This window comes from Bacillus sp. T17B1, assembly GCF_026796395.1.
In the GTDB taxonomy this organism is placed as follows: Bacteria; Bacillota; Bacilli; order Bacillales; family Bacillaceae; genus Bacillus; species Bacillus spizizenii_A.
In genome coordinates, this window is the sequence record NZ_JALAYA010000030.1 from 1 (window position 1) to 13,901 (window position 13,901).

The window sequence follows — 13,901 nt, forward strand, 5'->3', positions numbered from 1 at the left end:
TCATGCCTCAAGAACTGCCTAATGAAAACCCGTGTCTAACTTTAGGGGGTCACTTCAGAATGACAGGGCGTCTTTTTACGGCTTCGGCACATATTTAAAAATCTCTTCGCTCTCAAAAAACTCAATCAATCGCCCGAGCCAATTATAATAATCGAGCCATTCCTTTAATTCCTTCAGCAGCTCATTCACTTTTTCTTCCGCTTCAGGGGTAAGCTCTTCATCCAAAACGCTGAGCAGTTCCCGATTGAGTTTTTTATGCATCATTTTGTTCTTGCTGACGACTTTACTCCAAGTGGCTGTAAAAAGCGTGATAAACATTTGGTAGTAGTCCTGCTCCACCTCATATAAATCTTTTCGCACGCCCTTTTCGAACACCTTCTCGGCGATGTTGGCATCGAGCATGTCCCGCACAACCTGGCTCATGCGTGTTTTGCTCATGCCGGTCGCTTCAGACAATTCGGTCAGCGTCATCGGTTTTCGATTCATATAGATAATGCCCAGCACACGTCCGACGGTAGAGGGCATTCCAAATGCATGCATGTTTTCTGCGATTCTTTCAATTAAATGGTCCTCAGCTTGTTCAATGATCGTTAACGGATCTTTCTCCAACGGTTTCAATCCTTTCAGCTAACAATTCCGATGTCAATATACCACATTTTTGATACAGCGGAAATGCTGTAATAAGAGAATTTGGCAGGAAATTAGAGCAATAAGGAGATCATCACAGGTCAATGCGGGTAAATCAGCGCTTACACATACTTTATAAACAATATGAACAAATTGTAAACTTTTTATTTTATAAACTTTATTCTATAATGGGAAGCATTCAATTGTCTGAAAAATTAAATATGAACTGAACGAATTGAATAAACTTAATTTTGGAGGTGCGATGTTTGCTGACATTAGAAAATGTCTCGAAAACATACAAGGGCGGCAAAAAAGCCGTAAACAACGTGAATCTTAAGATTGCAAAAGGCGAATTTATCTGTTTTATCGGTCCGAGCGGCTGCGGGAAAACGACAACAATGAAAATGATTAACCGATTAATTGAGCCTTCCGCCGGCAAGATTTACATTGACGGCGAAAACATCATGGAACAGGACCCCGTAGAGCTCAGACGTAAGATCGGCTATGTTATTCAGCAGATCGGCCTGTTTCCCCATATGACCATTCAGCAGAACATTTCTCTTGTCCCTAAACTGCTGAAATGGCCGGAGCAGCAGCGGAAAGAACGGGCGCGTGAGCTTCTGAAATTGGTCGATATGGGGCCAGAATATTTAGACCGTTACCCTCATGAATTGAGCGGGGGACAGCAGCAGCGAATAGGTGTATTACGGGCACTTGCCGCGGAGCCGCCGCTTATCTTAATGGATGAACCGTTTGGGGCACTCGACCCGATTACGAGGGATTCCCTTCAGGAAGAATTTAAAAAACTGCAAAAAACCTTACATAAAACCATCGTATTTGTTACCCACGATATGGATGAAGCAATTAAGCTGGCAGACCGGATTGTGATTTTAAAAGCGGGAGAAATCGTTCAAGTTGGAACGCCCGATGATATTTTGAGAAATCCGGCAGATGAATTTGTTGAGGAATTTATCGGCAAGGAGCGGCTGATCCAGTCATCCAGCCCGGATGTGGAACGGGTTGACCAAATTATGAACACGCAGCCTGTAACGATCACTGCGGATAAAACGCTTTCTGAAGCGATTCAGCTGATGAGACAGGAGCGTGTCGATTCATTGCTTGTCGTCGATGGCGGGCACGTTCTGCAAGGCTATGTGGATGTTGAAATCATTGATCAATGCCGAAAAAAAGCCAATCTCGTAGGAGAGATTTTGCATAAAGATCTTTACACAGTATTGTGCGGCACATTGCTGCGCGACACGGTCCGCAAAATTTTAAAACGGGGTGTCAAATATGTCCCTGTTGTGGATGAAAATCGGCGCTTAATTGGAATTGTGACGAGAGCAAGTCTGGTCGACATTGTGTATGACTCCCTCTGGGGAGAAGAAAAGCAGCTCGCGGTATTGTCATAGGGAGGCGACAAGTCATGCATCATATTATTCAATTTTTGCAAACCAGCGGAGGCGAACTCCTTTATAAAACATATGAGCATATCACGATCTCGCTCATTTCTGTCATCTTAGGCGTGCTTGTTGCCGTTCCCCTAGGGGTTGTGCTTACTAGAATGAAAAAGGGAGCCGGCACTATTATCGGTATCGTCAATATCATTCAAACGCTGCCGAGTCTGGCGATTCTCGCCTTCTTTATTCCGCTCCTGGGTGTCGGGAAGGTTCCAGCCATTGTGGCATTGTTTTTCTATTCTGTTCTGCCGATTCTGCGCAACACGTATACGGGCATTCGCGGGGTCAACAAAAACCTGCTTGAGTCTGGCAAAGGGATCGGAATGACGCCGGCTGAACAAGTCCGCCTGGTGGAGCTGCCGCTTGCAGCACCTGTCATCATGGCGGGAATCAGAACATCGACGATTTACTTAATCGGCTGGGCCACGCTTGCTTCCTTTATTGGAGGCGGCGGATTGGGTGATTATATTTTTATCGGTCTGAATTTATATCAGCCGGAATATATCATCGGGGGCGCGGTGCCCGTCACAATATTGGCGATTGTGATTGATTATGTGCTGGCAGTGACTGAACGAAAACTGACACCTGCCGGCATGCAGAGATTGAAGGAAGTTTCATAAGGAGGCGGCTCATGAAAAGAAAATATCTCAGATGGATGATCGGGTTAACGCTTGCAGCAATGCTGCTGTTGAGCGGCTGTTCGCTTCCGGGTCTCAGCGCCGCTTCAGACCAGACCATTAAAATCGGCGCGCAAAGCATGAGCGAATCAGAAATCATCGCCAGCATGCTTGGCCAGTTGATCGAACACCATACTGATCTTAAAACAACAACCATTAAAAATCTCGGCTCCAACGCGGTTCAGCAGCAGGCCTTAATGAATGGGGAAATCGACATTGCGGCCACAAGATATACGGGAGACGCGCTGACAGGAACGCTGAGAATGGAACCTGAGAAAGATCCGGAGAAAGCGCTGGCACTAACACAGCGGGAGTTTAAAAAAAGATATGATCTAAAATGGTATGACTCCTACGGGTTTGATAATACGTATGCCTTTACGGTCAGCAAGGAGCTGGCGGATCAATATCATTTAGAAAACGTATCAGACGTGAAAAAATGGGCGCCGCAATTAAAGCTGGGTGTTGATAACTATTGGATGAAGCTCAGGGGGAACGGCTATCAGGATTTTACGAAAACCTACGGCATGACATTCGGCGGCACGTATCCCATGCAGATCGGGCTTGTGTATGATGCGGTGAAAAGCGGAAAAATGGACATTGTCCTCGCGTATTCGACTGATGGAAGAATCAAGTCCTATGGTCAGCAATTTTTCCCGCCGTACGATTGCTCTCCGGTTGTTCCGGAACAAGTGCTCAAAGAACATCCTGAGCTTGAAGGCATCATCCAGAAAATGATCGGGAAAATCGACACAGCCACAATGCAGGAGCTTAACTATGAAGTCGACGGCAATCTAAAAGAACCGTCTGTCGTTGCCAAGGGATATTTAGAAAAGCACCACTACTTCGAATCGTGAAAGGAGGACGAAGCCAATGAACGTGCTCGATCAGTTAATGACATATTACGCGCAGAACGGCAGCTACGTCATGGATGAATTCGGCCGCCACTTTCTCATGTCGGTTTACGGCGTATTGTTTGCAGCTGTTGTCGGGGTTCCGGTCGGAATCCTCATTGCGCATTATCGCCGCTTATCAGCCTGGGTGTTCGCCGTAACAAATGTTATCCAGACAATCCCGGCACTCGCGATGCTGGCCGTTTTAATGCTTGTCATGGGGCTCGGTGCAAACACTGTGATTATATCATTATTTCTGTATTCCCTCCTGCCGATTATCCGAAACACGTATACAGGCATTGTCACCATTGAACATGCCTACTTAGAATCGGGAAAAGCAATGGGCATGACGAAATTCCAGGTGCTCCGGATGGTTGAGCTCCCGCTCGCGCTTTCTGTCATTATGGCAGGCTTGCGCACGGCTCTCGTCATTGCCATCGGGATTACAGCAATCGGCACATTTGTCGGCGCCAGCGGCCTTGGGGATATGATCGTCCGCGGCTCAAACGCGACAAACGGAACCGCGATTATTCTCGCAGGCGCGATCCCCACTGCGGTAATGGCCATAGGAGCAGATTTGATAATGGCCTGGATTGAAAGGTTGTTGAATCCAGTGAAACAAAAAAGCAGAGAAAAGGTAATAAGTGTATAGAGTTAAGCAAAAAGGATTCTTTTCTGAGTGGGAAAAGAGTCCTTTTTTTATGGTATTTACTGGGAGGATCTTGATATTTTTTTGATTTTTAGAATGTATAAAAAAATAGATTATTGTAAAAATTTTGGTTAAAATAGAATAATATGGAGGACTAAGACTCAAAAATCACTCCGCAATGGAAAAGTGAATCACTTTGTACACCAGGATGTGTAACTGGTGCATTGCAAACTTGCTTCCTTCAAACACTAACTTGTAACTGCAAAATCTCTAAATAAGTAAAACCATTAGCATCACCTTGCTCTGACTCCTTGCACTTCTGAGTGTTATACATACTTATTTTCATAGAGTCGGGACAAGAAAATGAAGTAAAAAATGACGGGTGTGAAAGAGTTTATATTCACACCCGTTTTTATATTCGGCTTTAAGGAGGAACCAATTGTAGAACGGAAAAACGGTTATTTTCGATCATGCGTTTTGAATAACATTCCAATAAAAATTCCAGTCTCTTCCTCAAATGCAGACAAGGGATGAAGGACTTAAGGGTACTTACCAGGTTTATGGTTAAGAATATTTCTAAGAACATCATATTTTTTATTAGGAAATTAATAAATGAGATTGATTCATCTAGAGTAGGAGTGTGACCTGATCGCACTTTTTTTATTTGGCATTGATCATGGCAATGGCCGCCCAAATGCTTAAAGTTTCCAGTTGGAAATGTTTTTTTGATTAAATTTTGATAAAAGTATTCTAGAATGGTCTGCATCCGGAAAAAAGGATTCTTCACATGGATTCATGGCGGTGAAGAATCCATTATTGCTTAACATCTATTGAGGAAAATTCATAAGATTGAGGTGATGTATGTTGTTTTTGAAAAGAAGTGTTAACATTTTAGGCTGTTTTATTGTTTTATTTATGTTATCTGCTTGTCAATCATTAACAAAGTTTAAAGATAAAGTTGTTGAAGAAACAAAAAAAACAATGCATTTTACTGATGATAACGAAAACGATACATCGGAAACAATGGAGAGTCTGATTGATAAGGGAAAACTTGATCAAGTGGTCTATGACGATAAACTTTATCAGCTGAAAGATAAAGTTGATGAAGACAAAAAAGGAAAAGTAATAGGGGCGATAGGCCAAACTTTCTTTGTAGATGGTGATGGAAAGAGATGGTCGGAAGCAGAACTGAAAGAACCGTATATCTCTAAAAACCCGGATGAAATTAGAGAGAAAAAACCATTACGCTATGGGAAGGTTTATAGTACAAACGAAGATTTTGATGCCAAAGATGAAATCATTGTTGAGTTTAATCGTGAGTATTATCGAGCGGTTTTAATAAAGAATGAAAAGGAATAAGGGAGAGTGTGACATGAGTACAGTCTTATTAGAAACCAAAAGTCTTACAAAAAAGTTTGGCAAAGAGACAGCTGTGGCAGATGTTTCATTAACTGTTCAAAAAAACAGTATTTATGGTCTGCTGGGACCAAATGGAGCGGGAAAATCGACAACACTTAAAATTTTAACAGGAATTTTACAGAAAACTTCAGGTGAAGTTTTCTTCGATGGACATAAATGGAAACGATCTGATCTGCAAACTATAGGATCGTTAATAGAAGCTCCGCCTCTTTACGATAATTTAACTGCTTCTGAAAATGTGAAAGTACATGCCACGCTGCTCGGTCTTTCAGAAGATCGCATACACAGTGTGCTAAAGACTGTGGATATGCAGCATGCTGGAAAGAAAAGAGCAGGCCAATTTTCGATGGGGATGAGGCAGCGGCTTGGAATTGCAATCGCCTTATTAAACCATCCTAAACTATTAATTCTTGATGAACCTACAAACGGGTTAGATCCAATAGGTATACAAGAGCTCAGGGACCTCATTCGCTCATTTCCTCAGGAAGGTATAACGGTGATTTTATCTAGTCACATACTTTCAGAAGTCGAGCAAATAGCAGATCATATTGGGATTATCATCGACGGTCATCTTGGGTACCAGGGTGAAATAAACAAGGCTGATGATTTGGAGCACTTGTTTATGGAAGTTGTAAAGTCAACTCGTGAAAAAGAAGGTGTAAAAAGATGATAAATTATATAAAAGCCGATAACCTAAAGTTTAAGAGGACGTTTTCCAGAAAAATGATTATCTTTGTACCTCTTCTTAATATAGGTTTTTCTTTTTTAATGAACACTCAATTTTTTGTACCAGGAACTTATAACTGGTGGTCTATTATATTTATGCCAGTGATGATTGCTTTATTTTGTTCTTTATCTCATCAAAAAGAAAAAAAGGCCTCTCATTATAATGGTACGTATTCATTGCCTATAGATCTAGGGAAATTATGGTACGCTAAGATCATTATTATTGCAATTTATTCACTATTATCTCAGGTTGTATTTTTAGTTTTTATGTTACTCATGGGATTCGTTATAGCTGATTTTTCCATCATTTCGCCTTCTATAGTTGCCGCGAGCTTATTGCTTTGGTTGACAAGTCTTTGGCAAATTCCGCTCTGTTTATTTGTGGCAAAAAAGTGGGGATTTACAATGGCGGTAATGTTAAATTTCATAGGGACGCTAGTTCTCGGTGTTATGCCGGCATCTCGTGCCTTTTGGTGGTTCATTCCTTGGAGCTGGCCAATTCGAATGATGTGTCCAACCATTAGTATACATCCTAACGGTTTGCTACTCGAAAACAATGATCCTTTGCTGAGTTGGATGGTTGTGCCTCCTGCCATAGTGATTTCAATTTTATTTTTTTTGATACTGGCATTTCTGACCAGCCGTTCGTTTGCCCCTTCAACTGATTACAAAATGTATAAGCGGGAGGCGATGTAAGGTGAAATTGCTTTTGAGGTGTTTACAAGCTGATTTCCAGAAGAGCAAGCACACCTCTTTTTTGTGGCTGCATCTTATCATTCCTATCGTTTGTTCAGTTATATTGATTTTGTATTTTTACGGAAGAGATCAAGGTGAATTTCACCTTTATAAGTCTTTTATGGAAGCTACCGCAGTTGCGTTACCGCTGCTCATCGGGGTGCTATGTGGAATGACTGCATCCTTAGAAGAACAGGCAGGGAAATTTCATGTGTTACTAGGGAGCACATCTCCGAAAATCGTTGCTTATGTGAGTAAAGTGTTCATGCTGCTTTTCTTGGAGATTTGCTCTATTGGTTTAGCACTATTCATCTATTTCATTGGATTAAAATTTATTTTAAAAGTGCCGGATTTGTCTTACGATATTTTTATAATGGGTGGTGCCTGGCTAGTTGCAGGCAGTGTAGTCCTGTATTGTATTTACTTTTTTATCAGTTGTATGTTTGGAATGGGGGCTTCTGTCCTGATAGGAGGAGCAGGCCTGCTCATGACAGCTCTAATGAACACTGGATTAGGGGATGCCATATGGAAATTTAACCCATGGGCCTGGGGGATTAGATTGTCAAGTTTAAATGGAGTACTTCACTTTAAAGAAGTAAATCAAGGGGATCATCCTTTATTAATGCAAGAAATAAATTCAGGGGTATTGATGATGGTTTTTGGTATAATATGTACAATCATTGCCAGTCTTATATGGTTTAGTAAATGGGAAGGCAGAAAAACGTTTGAATAGTATGAGGGGGCCGGGAAATGGCAAAAATCCTTGCTGTCGATGATGAAAAAGATATTCTTGTCCTGATACAAAATATTTTGCGCCGTGACCAGCATCAAGTTGATATTTTAGATCATGTTCATGGACAGCCGCATGATGTATTTCAAGGATATGATTTAATTTTGCTTGATGTGATGATGCCAGATATTGATGGTTTTGAGTTATGTAAACAGATACGGCCATCGGTTGATTGTCCCATTTTATTCCTCACAGCTAAAACGGAAGAAGAAGCAATAGTAAAAGGCCTTATAACCGGCGGAGATGATTATATTACAAAGCCGTTCGGCGTTAGAGAGCTTAGTGCCAGAGTGAATGCTCACTTAAGAAGAGAACGGAGAGATAAACATCAATCGAAGAGAGTGATCTCCGGTTTTTTATTTCATTTTGATAGTAAAGAAGTATTTATCAATAACAACAAACTCAACCTAACAAAAAATGAATATAAAATCTGTGAATTTTTGGCTCAGCATAAAGGAAGAACTTTTTCAAGAGAACAAATTTATGAGGAGATATACGGAATAGAGGGGAATGCCTTGCATTCAACCATTACTGAATTTATTCGAACGATTCGAAAAAAATGTAAAGAGCATCATGTAGATCCCATTAAAACGGTATGGGGCGTTGGGTACAAATGGGAATAGCTTTTAAGGGTCAGAAAACGCTTCTGAGAGAACTGATAAAGTATATGGTGACCCTATGTATTAGTTTGCTCGCACTTACTCTGCTATATATATTTATGAATATGATCGCAATGAATGCTGGTTTCTCATACCCAGCGAATTATAATGAACGAGAAGCGGAAAAACTTGCGCCGAAGCTGGAAACCATCGACAAAGTAACTGCCGATATGATTCCTGATACAATGTCATATGCCATTCTTAACAAAGAAACAAAACAAAAAACAGCTGGAACTATTAAAGAAAAAGATCTGCAGCTGGTCAAAAAGAAGATTGAAAAAAAACCGTATGTAAATTATAGGCAAAAAGGATATTTGGTGATTGATAGAGGTAATGAATATTGCGTTTTGCAATATTCATTGCGTGCCGATTTCAGTTCGCCTTTACTAAGAAAATACCTTCCTAATTATGAATTAACGAGTATTTGTATTTTGATTATCTTGCTCATTATAGTTATCTCTATTATAACAACTTACTTTGCGAATAGATTAAGAAAACATTTTGAGACATTGAACGTAATCACTCGATATATAAAAGAGCAAAATTTGCACTTCACTCCCGAATTTACACATATTAAGGAATTCGATGATGTGATTGACTCGTTGATTGAAATGAGAGATGCTCTCCAGTCCTCACTTGAGGCACAGTGGCGTTTAGAAAAAAACAAGAAAGAACAAATAGGTGCTTTGGCACATGATATCAAGATTCCGATCACCATTATTAAGGGGAATGCTGAATTACTCAGCTTGTCAATGCAAAACGAAGAACAAGCTGAGTATACAAAGTATATTCTTGGAGCAGGAAATCAAATTGAACAATATATTTATCAGCTGATTCATCTTTCGAAAACGGAGGATGCCTTAACGATTCATTTGGAGAAAGCATCTGTAGATGAGTTGACAGAAACTCTAGTGAAAGATATATCCGCCTATAAAGGAAATAAAAATATAAACATTTCATTCAAAAAAGAAAATCTAATGAAAGAAGCGAAAATAGACTGGCAATTGTTACATAGGGCATTATTGAATATTTTAACAAATGCAGTTGATTATACACCGGAAGGCGGCACCGTCTCGGTACATGCAGAATGCGATTCTGAGATATTTTATTTTTTGGTAAAAGACACGGGAAATGGATTTTCGGAAATGGGGTTAAAAAAAGCCACAGAACTTTTTTATATGGATGACAAGAGCCGTCATTCTAAAGGTCATTATGGAATGGGGTTGACTTTTGCAAAAAATGCAGTGAATCTTCATAATGGAGAACTTACTCTTGGGAACACTATAGCCGGTGGAGCAGAGGTTCGAGTAAAAATACCCTTAAGAAACGAATAAAGCCCACGTCCTATCTGGACGTAGGTTATTTTTAGAATGGTGAACTGATCCATCTTCTCATGAAGCTCTTTCGCTAGCTGCTCAAGCTTTTCGGCTAAAACGCAATGTATGGTTCTACTATGTATCGGCTGAGAAATCGTTTTTTCACCTGGCAAATGAAAAATAAAAACGGCTCTTTTCTCGCGTTTGAGATCAGAACCGTTTTAGCAATTAGTCAAGAAAGGAAGGGTCAATCCAATCCGTCGCCCATTTAGAAATCTCACCCAAGATGGGGGCTAACGCCTTTCCTTTATCGGTCAATGAATATTCGATGCGAACCGGAGTTTCAGGGATGACCTCCCGCTTCACCACTCCTTCAAGCTCAAGTTCTTTCAGCCGTTCTGACAGAACTCTGCCACTTAGATTTGGAAGTGCTGCTTCAATTTCGCTAAATCGCTGCGATCCGTTCAAAAGCTGAAATACGATTAAAGCGACCCAGCGTTTACTCAAGATGTCGACTGCTTTTTCAAATCTAGGACACATTTCTGATTGGTTCATACTTTTCACCTCGTCTGACACTATTATAACGCAAATAACGAGGGAAGGTATGCAAGCGTGACTGAGAATATGGAGAAAAGATATAAGGAATTAAGAAGTAGAGGTTCGTTTTTTTGCTTCCGAGGCTAAAAAATCGAAGTATTTGCTGAGATTTTCAATATCCTGCTTTGAGAGATATCCCCATTTTTGGCTATTGAAAATCGGGAGGTGCTCCGCTCCGCGAATGACAGCCGTTTGATAAATGTCATATATGGACTGATAGCTTTCCGAAGCTTCGCGGATTTCTTCTGGAAAGGGCCGAATATGGCCTGCGGCAGCCATCAGGTTTTCGTAGGGAACTTTGAGTACGGCCGCCAATTTTTTGATAGTGGCAGGTTTTGGCGTGCCCCGCTTGCCGTTTTCAATTTTGGAAATGGTGGCGGAGCTTATGCCTGAGTATACCGCAAGCTGATTCACTGTCAGTTTGCGGGCGCGGCGCAGCTCCCGTAATTGCTGTCCGAACGGTGACATGGTGATCGCCTCACATTTCTGTCAAAAGTTAGTTATCATCAGACCGTTTTTTGGCTTCGTCTGAAATAAACGAGAAATAATGATCCAGCATGAGCAAATCTTCTTTATTGAGATATTGCCACTTTTCATTCTTAAGAAGAGCAAGGTTTTTCAGGTCATAGGCCTCCGCTTTTTCAAGCAGCTTGCACTTTGTTTCATAAGGAGCCCTGGCTTCATGCACTTCTTCGATGTAACCTGCTTTATACATAAGCCCTTCATAAGGAATTTTTAAAGCTTCCGCCAGTTTTTTTATGGTGGCAGGTTTGGGAACGCCCCGTTTGCCGTTTTCGATTCTGGAGATGCCGGCTGCGCTTACGCCTGAATAAGTCGCCAGCTGGTTGACTGTTAATTTTCTCTCTTCACGCAATGCCCGCAATTGTTCGCCAAAGCTTTCCATGTATCTCACCCCGTCCCTCACTGTTACTCATATTTTAGTATGTTTATTGACTAAAGGAAATAGGTAGGCTGGAAATGTATTGACAAAAGTTAACATAAGCCGTAATGTAAAAGTATAGAAAAAGTTTTCCAGGAATGGATGGTGAGGAAAGTGCCAGTAGAAAAGATTCAGATTAGACGTGATTATGTATTGCAGTATATGGTCAATAATGATTATTCCCTTAATCAGCTTGCGCTGGAAATCGGAGTCTCACCCGCCACACTTAGCCGCGTGCTGAATGGAGAAAGACGGCCGGGGCAGCTTGTGATCGGTAAAATGCTTCACTATTTTAATTTGAAATTTGAGGATCTTTTTTACTATGATTTTATTGACAAAAGTCAATAAGAGAAACAAAAAACGCAAGGAGACCAAGCGTTTTCTATCCCTATGAATGATGTGTCAACACAAACCCTGTCACCAGTTCGTTGCATGTTTTCCATTGTTTGGTCGGCAGCTGATGTCCCTGATATTCCAATCTAAAAAATTCGGCATGGCTGCAAGCTTTGCGGTAATAGCTTGAAGCTGGGAAGGTCCAGTCCCGCAGGCCGCCATACATAAACAGCATTGGCATGTGTAAATGAGGCAGCTGTTCAATGCAGTTGTAGCGGAGCGAATCCTGATAATATTGATGCCAATGGGCTAGGTCTGCTTTTTTCATATGGCTTGTCAATATGTGCCGAAGCTCTTGATTTTTTGTGTGGCTGACGGCAAGGATTTTTATGAGCAAACCGTCGTTTTTCTCGAGCAGATACATCCCCGTCTTGTGAATCTTCTCTCCGATTACGTTCTGTACAGCGGGGTAAGCGCCGGATAGAACAAGATGAGACACTTTGTCCGGGCGGGTAAAGCCGATATGCTGCGCAATTAAGCCGCCGGCGGAATACCCGAATAACACAGCCTTATCAATATGCAGAGCGTCTATGAATTGCAAAATCTCGTTTGCGTAATAAGAAATCGAGGCGGGCTGATCCGCGTAATCACTGTCACCGTGGCCGCTTAAATCGGGGAAAATCACCCTGAAATGCTCGGATAGAAGGCGCTGATAATAAAAAACCTTGCGCCCCATGCCCGGCGGGTGGATAAAGATGATAGGAGTTCCCTGTCCATATTCCTCATAATAAAGATGTTTTTTGCTGGCTATGCTGATAAGGGGCATTGTTTTTCTCCTTTTGGCCTTTTCATATGAATAGGGTAACCAAGATCAAACGTATTATCCCGCCTTTTGGCGTCTGATACAGCGTGACATGCCAACCCTTTTCATGTAAAATAGAAGTAATGTAGGCCAGTGAGTCTGGAGGTGTATGGGATGCACGCGGTTTTGATTACCTTATTGGTTATCGTCAGCATTGCACTTATTATTGTCGTTTTGCTTCAATCCAGTAAAAGCGCCGGATTATCTGGTGCGATTTCAGGTGGAGCGGAGCAGCTCTTCGGGAAACAAAAAGCAAGAGGTCTTGATTTGATTTTGCACCGCATCACTGTTGTGCTGGCAGTCTTGTTTTTCGTGTTAACGATTGCGCTTGCTTATATCCTATAGGGCAATGTTTGTATAAGGTCTGATGTAAAGTCAGGCCTTTTTCACGTTTCTGGCTGATATTCAGAGCGTTTTTTTCTGATCAAACTGTGGAAAACTAAAATGATCGTGCAGATAGAAAGGGAGACATGAGCATGAAAGTTGTGACACCAAAACCATTTACATTTAAAGGCGGAGACAAAGCTGTGCTTTTGCTGCATGGCTTTACAGGAAATACAGCGGATGTAAGAATGCTGGGACGTTACTTGAATGAACGGGGCTATACGTGCCACGCCCCTCAATATGAAGGACACGGCGTGCCCCCTGAAGAACTAGTACATACGGGGCCTGAAGACTGGTGGAAAAACGTGATGGATGGCTATGAATACTTGAAATCTGAGGGCTATGAGAGCATTGCTGCCTGCGGACTGTCGCTTGGCGGGGTTTTTTCGCTGAAATTGGGTTACACTGTACCCATAAAGGGAATTGTTCCAATGTGCGCACCGATGCATATTAAGAGTGAAGAGGTCATGTATCAGGGCGTCCTTTCATACGCTCGCAATTACAAAAAATTCGAGGGGAAAAACCCGGAGCAAATTGAAGAGGAAATGAAGGAATTCGAAAAAACGCCGATGAACACTCTTAAGGCGCTGCAAGACTTAATTGCCGATGTGCGGAACAATGTCGATATGATTTATTCACCGACATTTGTGGTGCAGGCACGTCACGATCACATGATTAATACCGAAAGCGCCAATATTATTTACAACGAAGTAGAAACTGATGATAAACAGCTGAAATGGTACGAGGAATCAGGCCATGTCATTACGCTAGACAAAGAACGGGACCTCGTCCATCAGGATGTGTATGAATTTTTAGAGAAGCTCGATTGGTAATCAA

The 13,901-nt window shown here is 41.6% G+C and carries 19 protein-coding genes; 14 read left to right on the top strand and 5 right to left on the bottom strand.

Going from position 1 to position 13,901, the window contains the following annotated elements; translation table 11 throughout:
- Nucleotides 1-75: 75 nt before the first annotated feature.
- The gene (locus MOF34_RS14400; protein WP_268400610.1) at nucleotides 76-609 is read right to left on the bottom strand and encodes a GbsR/MarR family transcriptional regulator; all 534 of its coding nucleotides are present in this window, start codon (nucleotides 607-609) and stop codon (nucleotides 76-78) included.
- Nucleotides 610-893: 284 nt separating this feature from the next.
- Between MOF34_RS14400 and opuBA the strand changes: the two genes are divergently transcribed.
- The 11 genes from opuBA (at nucleotide 894) to MOF34_RS14455 (ending at nucleotide 9,966) form a co-directional block, all read left to right on the top strand.
- Complete coding sequence (gene opuBA, locus MOF34_RS14405) at nucleotides 894-2,039, top strand: choline ABC transporter ATP-binding protein OpuBA (protein WP_268400611.1); 1,146 nt, start codon at nucleotides 894-896, stop codon at nucleotides 2,037-2,039.
- Nucleotides 2,040-2,053: 14 nt separating this feature from the next.
- On the top strand, nucleotides 2,054-2,707 hold the full coding sequence (opuBB, locus tag MOF34_RS14410; RefSeq protein WP_019715747.1) for a choline ABC transporter permease OpuBB: 654 nt from the start codon (nucleotides 2,054-2,056) through the stop codon (nucleotides 2,705-2,707).
- 11 nt (nucleotides 2,708-2,718) lie between these two features.
- Nucleotides 2,719-3,618, top strand: coding sequence for a choline ABC transporter substrate-binding lipoprotein OpuBC (gene opuBC, locus MOF34_RS14415; RefSeq protein WP_268400612.1), 900 nt, complete (start codon nucleotides 2,719-2,721; stop codon nucleotides 3,616-3,618).
- A gap of 16 nt (nucleotides 3,619-3,634) precedes the next feature.
- A complete protein-coding gene (locus MOF34_RS14420) occupies nucleotides 3,635-4,306 on the top strand; it encodes an ABC transporter permease (RefSeq protein ID WP_268400613.1) in 672 nt (223 codons plus the stop codon).
- A gap of 164 nt (nucleotides 4,307-4,470) precedes the next feature.
- Nucleotides 4,471-4,581, top strand: a complete 111-nt coding sequence (locus MOF34_RS14425) for a gallidermin/nisin family lantibiotic (RefSeq protein WP_080010376.1) — start codon at nucleotides 4,471-4,473, stop codon at nucleotides 4,579-4,581.
- A gap of 583 nt (nucleotides 4,582-5,164) precedes the next feature.
- Nucleotides 5,165-5,662 (top strand): NisI/SpaI family lantibiotic immunity lipoprotein, encoded by a 498-nt coding sequence (locus MOF34_RS14430; protein ID WP_268400614.1) that lies wholly within the window; start codon nucleotides 5,165-5,167, stop codon nucleotides 5,660-5,662.
- Between the two features lie 13 nt (nucleotides 5,663-5,675).
- Nucleotides 5,676-6,392 (top strand): lantibiotic protection ABC transporter ATP-binding protein, encoded by a 717-nt coding sequence (locus MOF34_RS14435; RefSeq protein ID WP_268400615.1) that lies wholly within the window; start codon nucleotides 5,676-5,678, stop codon nucleotides 6,390-6,392.
- Nucleotides 6,389-7,144, top strand: a complete 756-nt coding sequence (locus MOF34_RS14440) for a lantibiotic immunity ABC transporter MutE/EpiE family permease subunit (protein ID WP_268400616.1) — start codon at nucleotides 6,389-6,391, stop codon at nucleotides 7,142-7,144. Before MOF34_RS14435 ends, MOF34_RS14440 begins: the two co-directional genes overlap by 4 nt.
- 1 nt (nucleotide 7,145) lies before the next feature.
- Nucleotides 7,146-7,916 (top strand): lantibiotic immunity ABC transporter MutG family permease subunit, encoded by a 771-nt coding sequence (locus MOF34_RS14445; protein ID WP_268400617.1) that lies wholly within the window; start codon nucleotides 7,146-7,148, stop codon nucleotides 7,914-7,916.
- A 17-nt stretch (nucleotides 7,917-7,933) separates the two neighbouring features.
- On the top strand, nucleotides 7,934-8,596 hold the full coding sequence (locus MOF34_RS14450; RefSeq protein WP_268400618.1) for a response regulator transcription factor: 663 nt from the start codon (nucleotides 7,934-7,936) through the stop codon (nucleotides 8,594-8,596).
- The gene (locus MOF34_RS14455) at nucleotides 8,587-9,966 is read left to right on the top strand and encodes a HAMP domain-containing histidine kinase (RefSeq protein ID WP_268400619.1); all 1,380 of its coding nucleotides are present in this window, start codon (nucleotides 8,587-8,589) and stop codon (nucleotides 9,964-9,966) included. Before MOF34_RS14450 ends, MOF34_RS14455 begins: the two co-directional genes overlap by 10 nt.
- A 210-nt stretch (nucleotides 9,967-10,176) precedes the next feature.
- On the opposite strand, the gene catR is transcribed toward MOF34_RS14455, so the two are convergent.
- The 3 genes from catR to rghR form a co-directional block, all read right to left on the bottom strand.
- On the bottom strand, nucleotides 10,177-10,503 hold the full coding sequence (gene catR / locus MOF34_RS14460; protein WP_019715738.1) for a catDE operon transcriptional regulator CatR: 327 nt from the start codon (nucleotides 10,501-10,503) through the stop codon (nucleotides 10,177-10,179).
- A 90-nt stretch (nucleotides 10,504-10,593) separates the two neighbouring features.
- The gene (locus MOF34_RS14465; protein ID WP_268400620.1) at nucleotides 10,594-11,013 is read right to left on the bottom strand and encodes a helix-turn-helix domain-containing protein; all 420 of its coding nucleotides are present in this window, start codon (nucleotides 11,011-11,013) and stop codon (nucleotides 10,594-10,596) included.
- Between the two features lie 28 nt (nucleotides 11,014-11,041).
- Entirely contained in the window at nucleotides 11,042-11,449 is a 408-nt protein-coding gene (gene rghR, locus MOF34_RS14470) for a transcriptional repressor RghR (RefSeq protein WP_268400621.1), read from the bottom strand.
- Nucleotides 11,450-11,599: 150 nt separating this feature from the next.
- On the opposite strand from rghR, the gene MOF34_RS14475 reads away from it, so the two are divergent.
- Nucleotides 11,600-11,833 (top strand): helix-turn-helix domain-containing protein, encoded by a 234-nt coding sequence (locus MOF34_RS14475; protein ID WP_003220031.1) that lies wholly within the window; start codon nucleotides 11,600-11,602, stop codon nucleotides 11,831-11,833.
- A gap of 40 nt (nucleotides 11,834-11,873) precedes the next feature.
- Here MOF34_RS14475 and MOF34_RS14480 read toward each other — a convergent pair whose 3' ends face one another.
- Nucleotides 11,874-12,644, bottom strand: coding sequence for an alpha/beta fold hydrolase (locus tag MOF34_RS14480; RefSeq protein WP_268400622.1), 771 nt, complete (start codon nucleotides 12,642-12,644; stop codon nucleotides 11,874-11,876).
- Between the two features lie 150 nt (nucleotides 12,645-12,794).
- Here MOF34_RS14480 and secG point away from each other — a divergent pair, with 150 nt between their 5' ends.
- Together secG and MOF34_RS14490 are read left to right on the top strand one after the other, a co-directional pair.
- A complete protein-coding gene (gene secG / locus MOF34_RS14485) occupies nucleotides 12,795-13,025 on the top strand; it encodes a preprotein translocase subunit SecG (protein WP_003220028.1) in 231 nt (76 codons plus the stop codon).
- A 131-nt stretch (nucleotides 13,026-13,156) separates the two neighbouring features.
- Complete coding sequence (locus MOF34_RS14490) at nucleotides 13,157-13,897, top strand: alpha/beta hydrolase (RefSeq protein WP_014115170.1); 741 nt, start codon at nucleotides 13,157-13,159, stop codon at nucleotides 13,895-13,897.
- The last annotated feature ends 4 nt before the right edge of the window (nucleotides 13,898-13,901 follow it).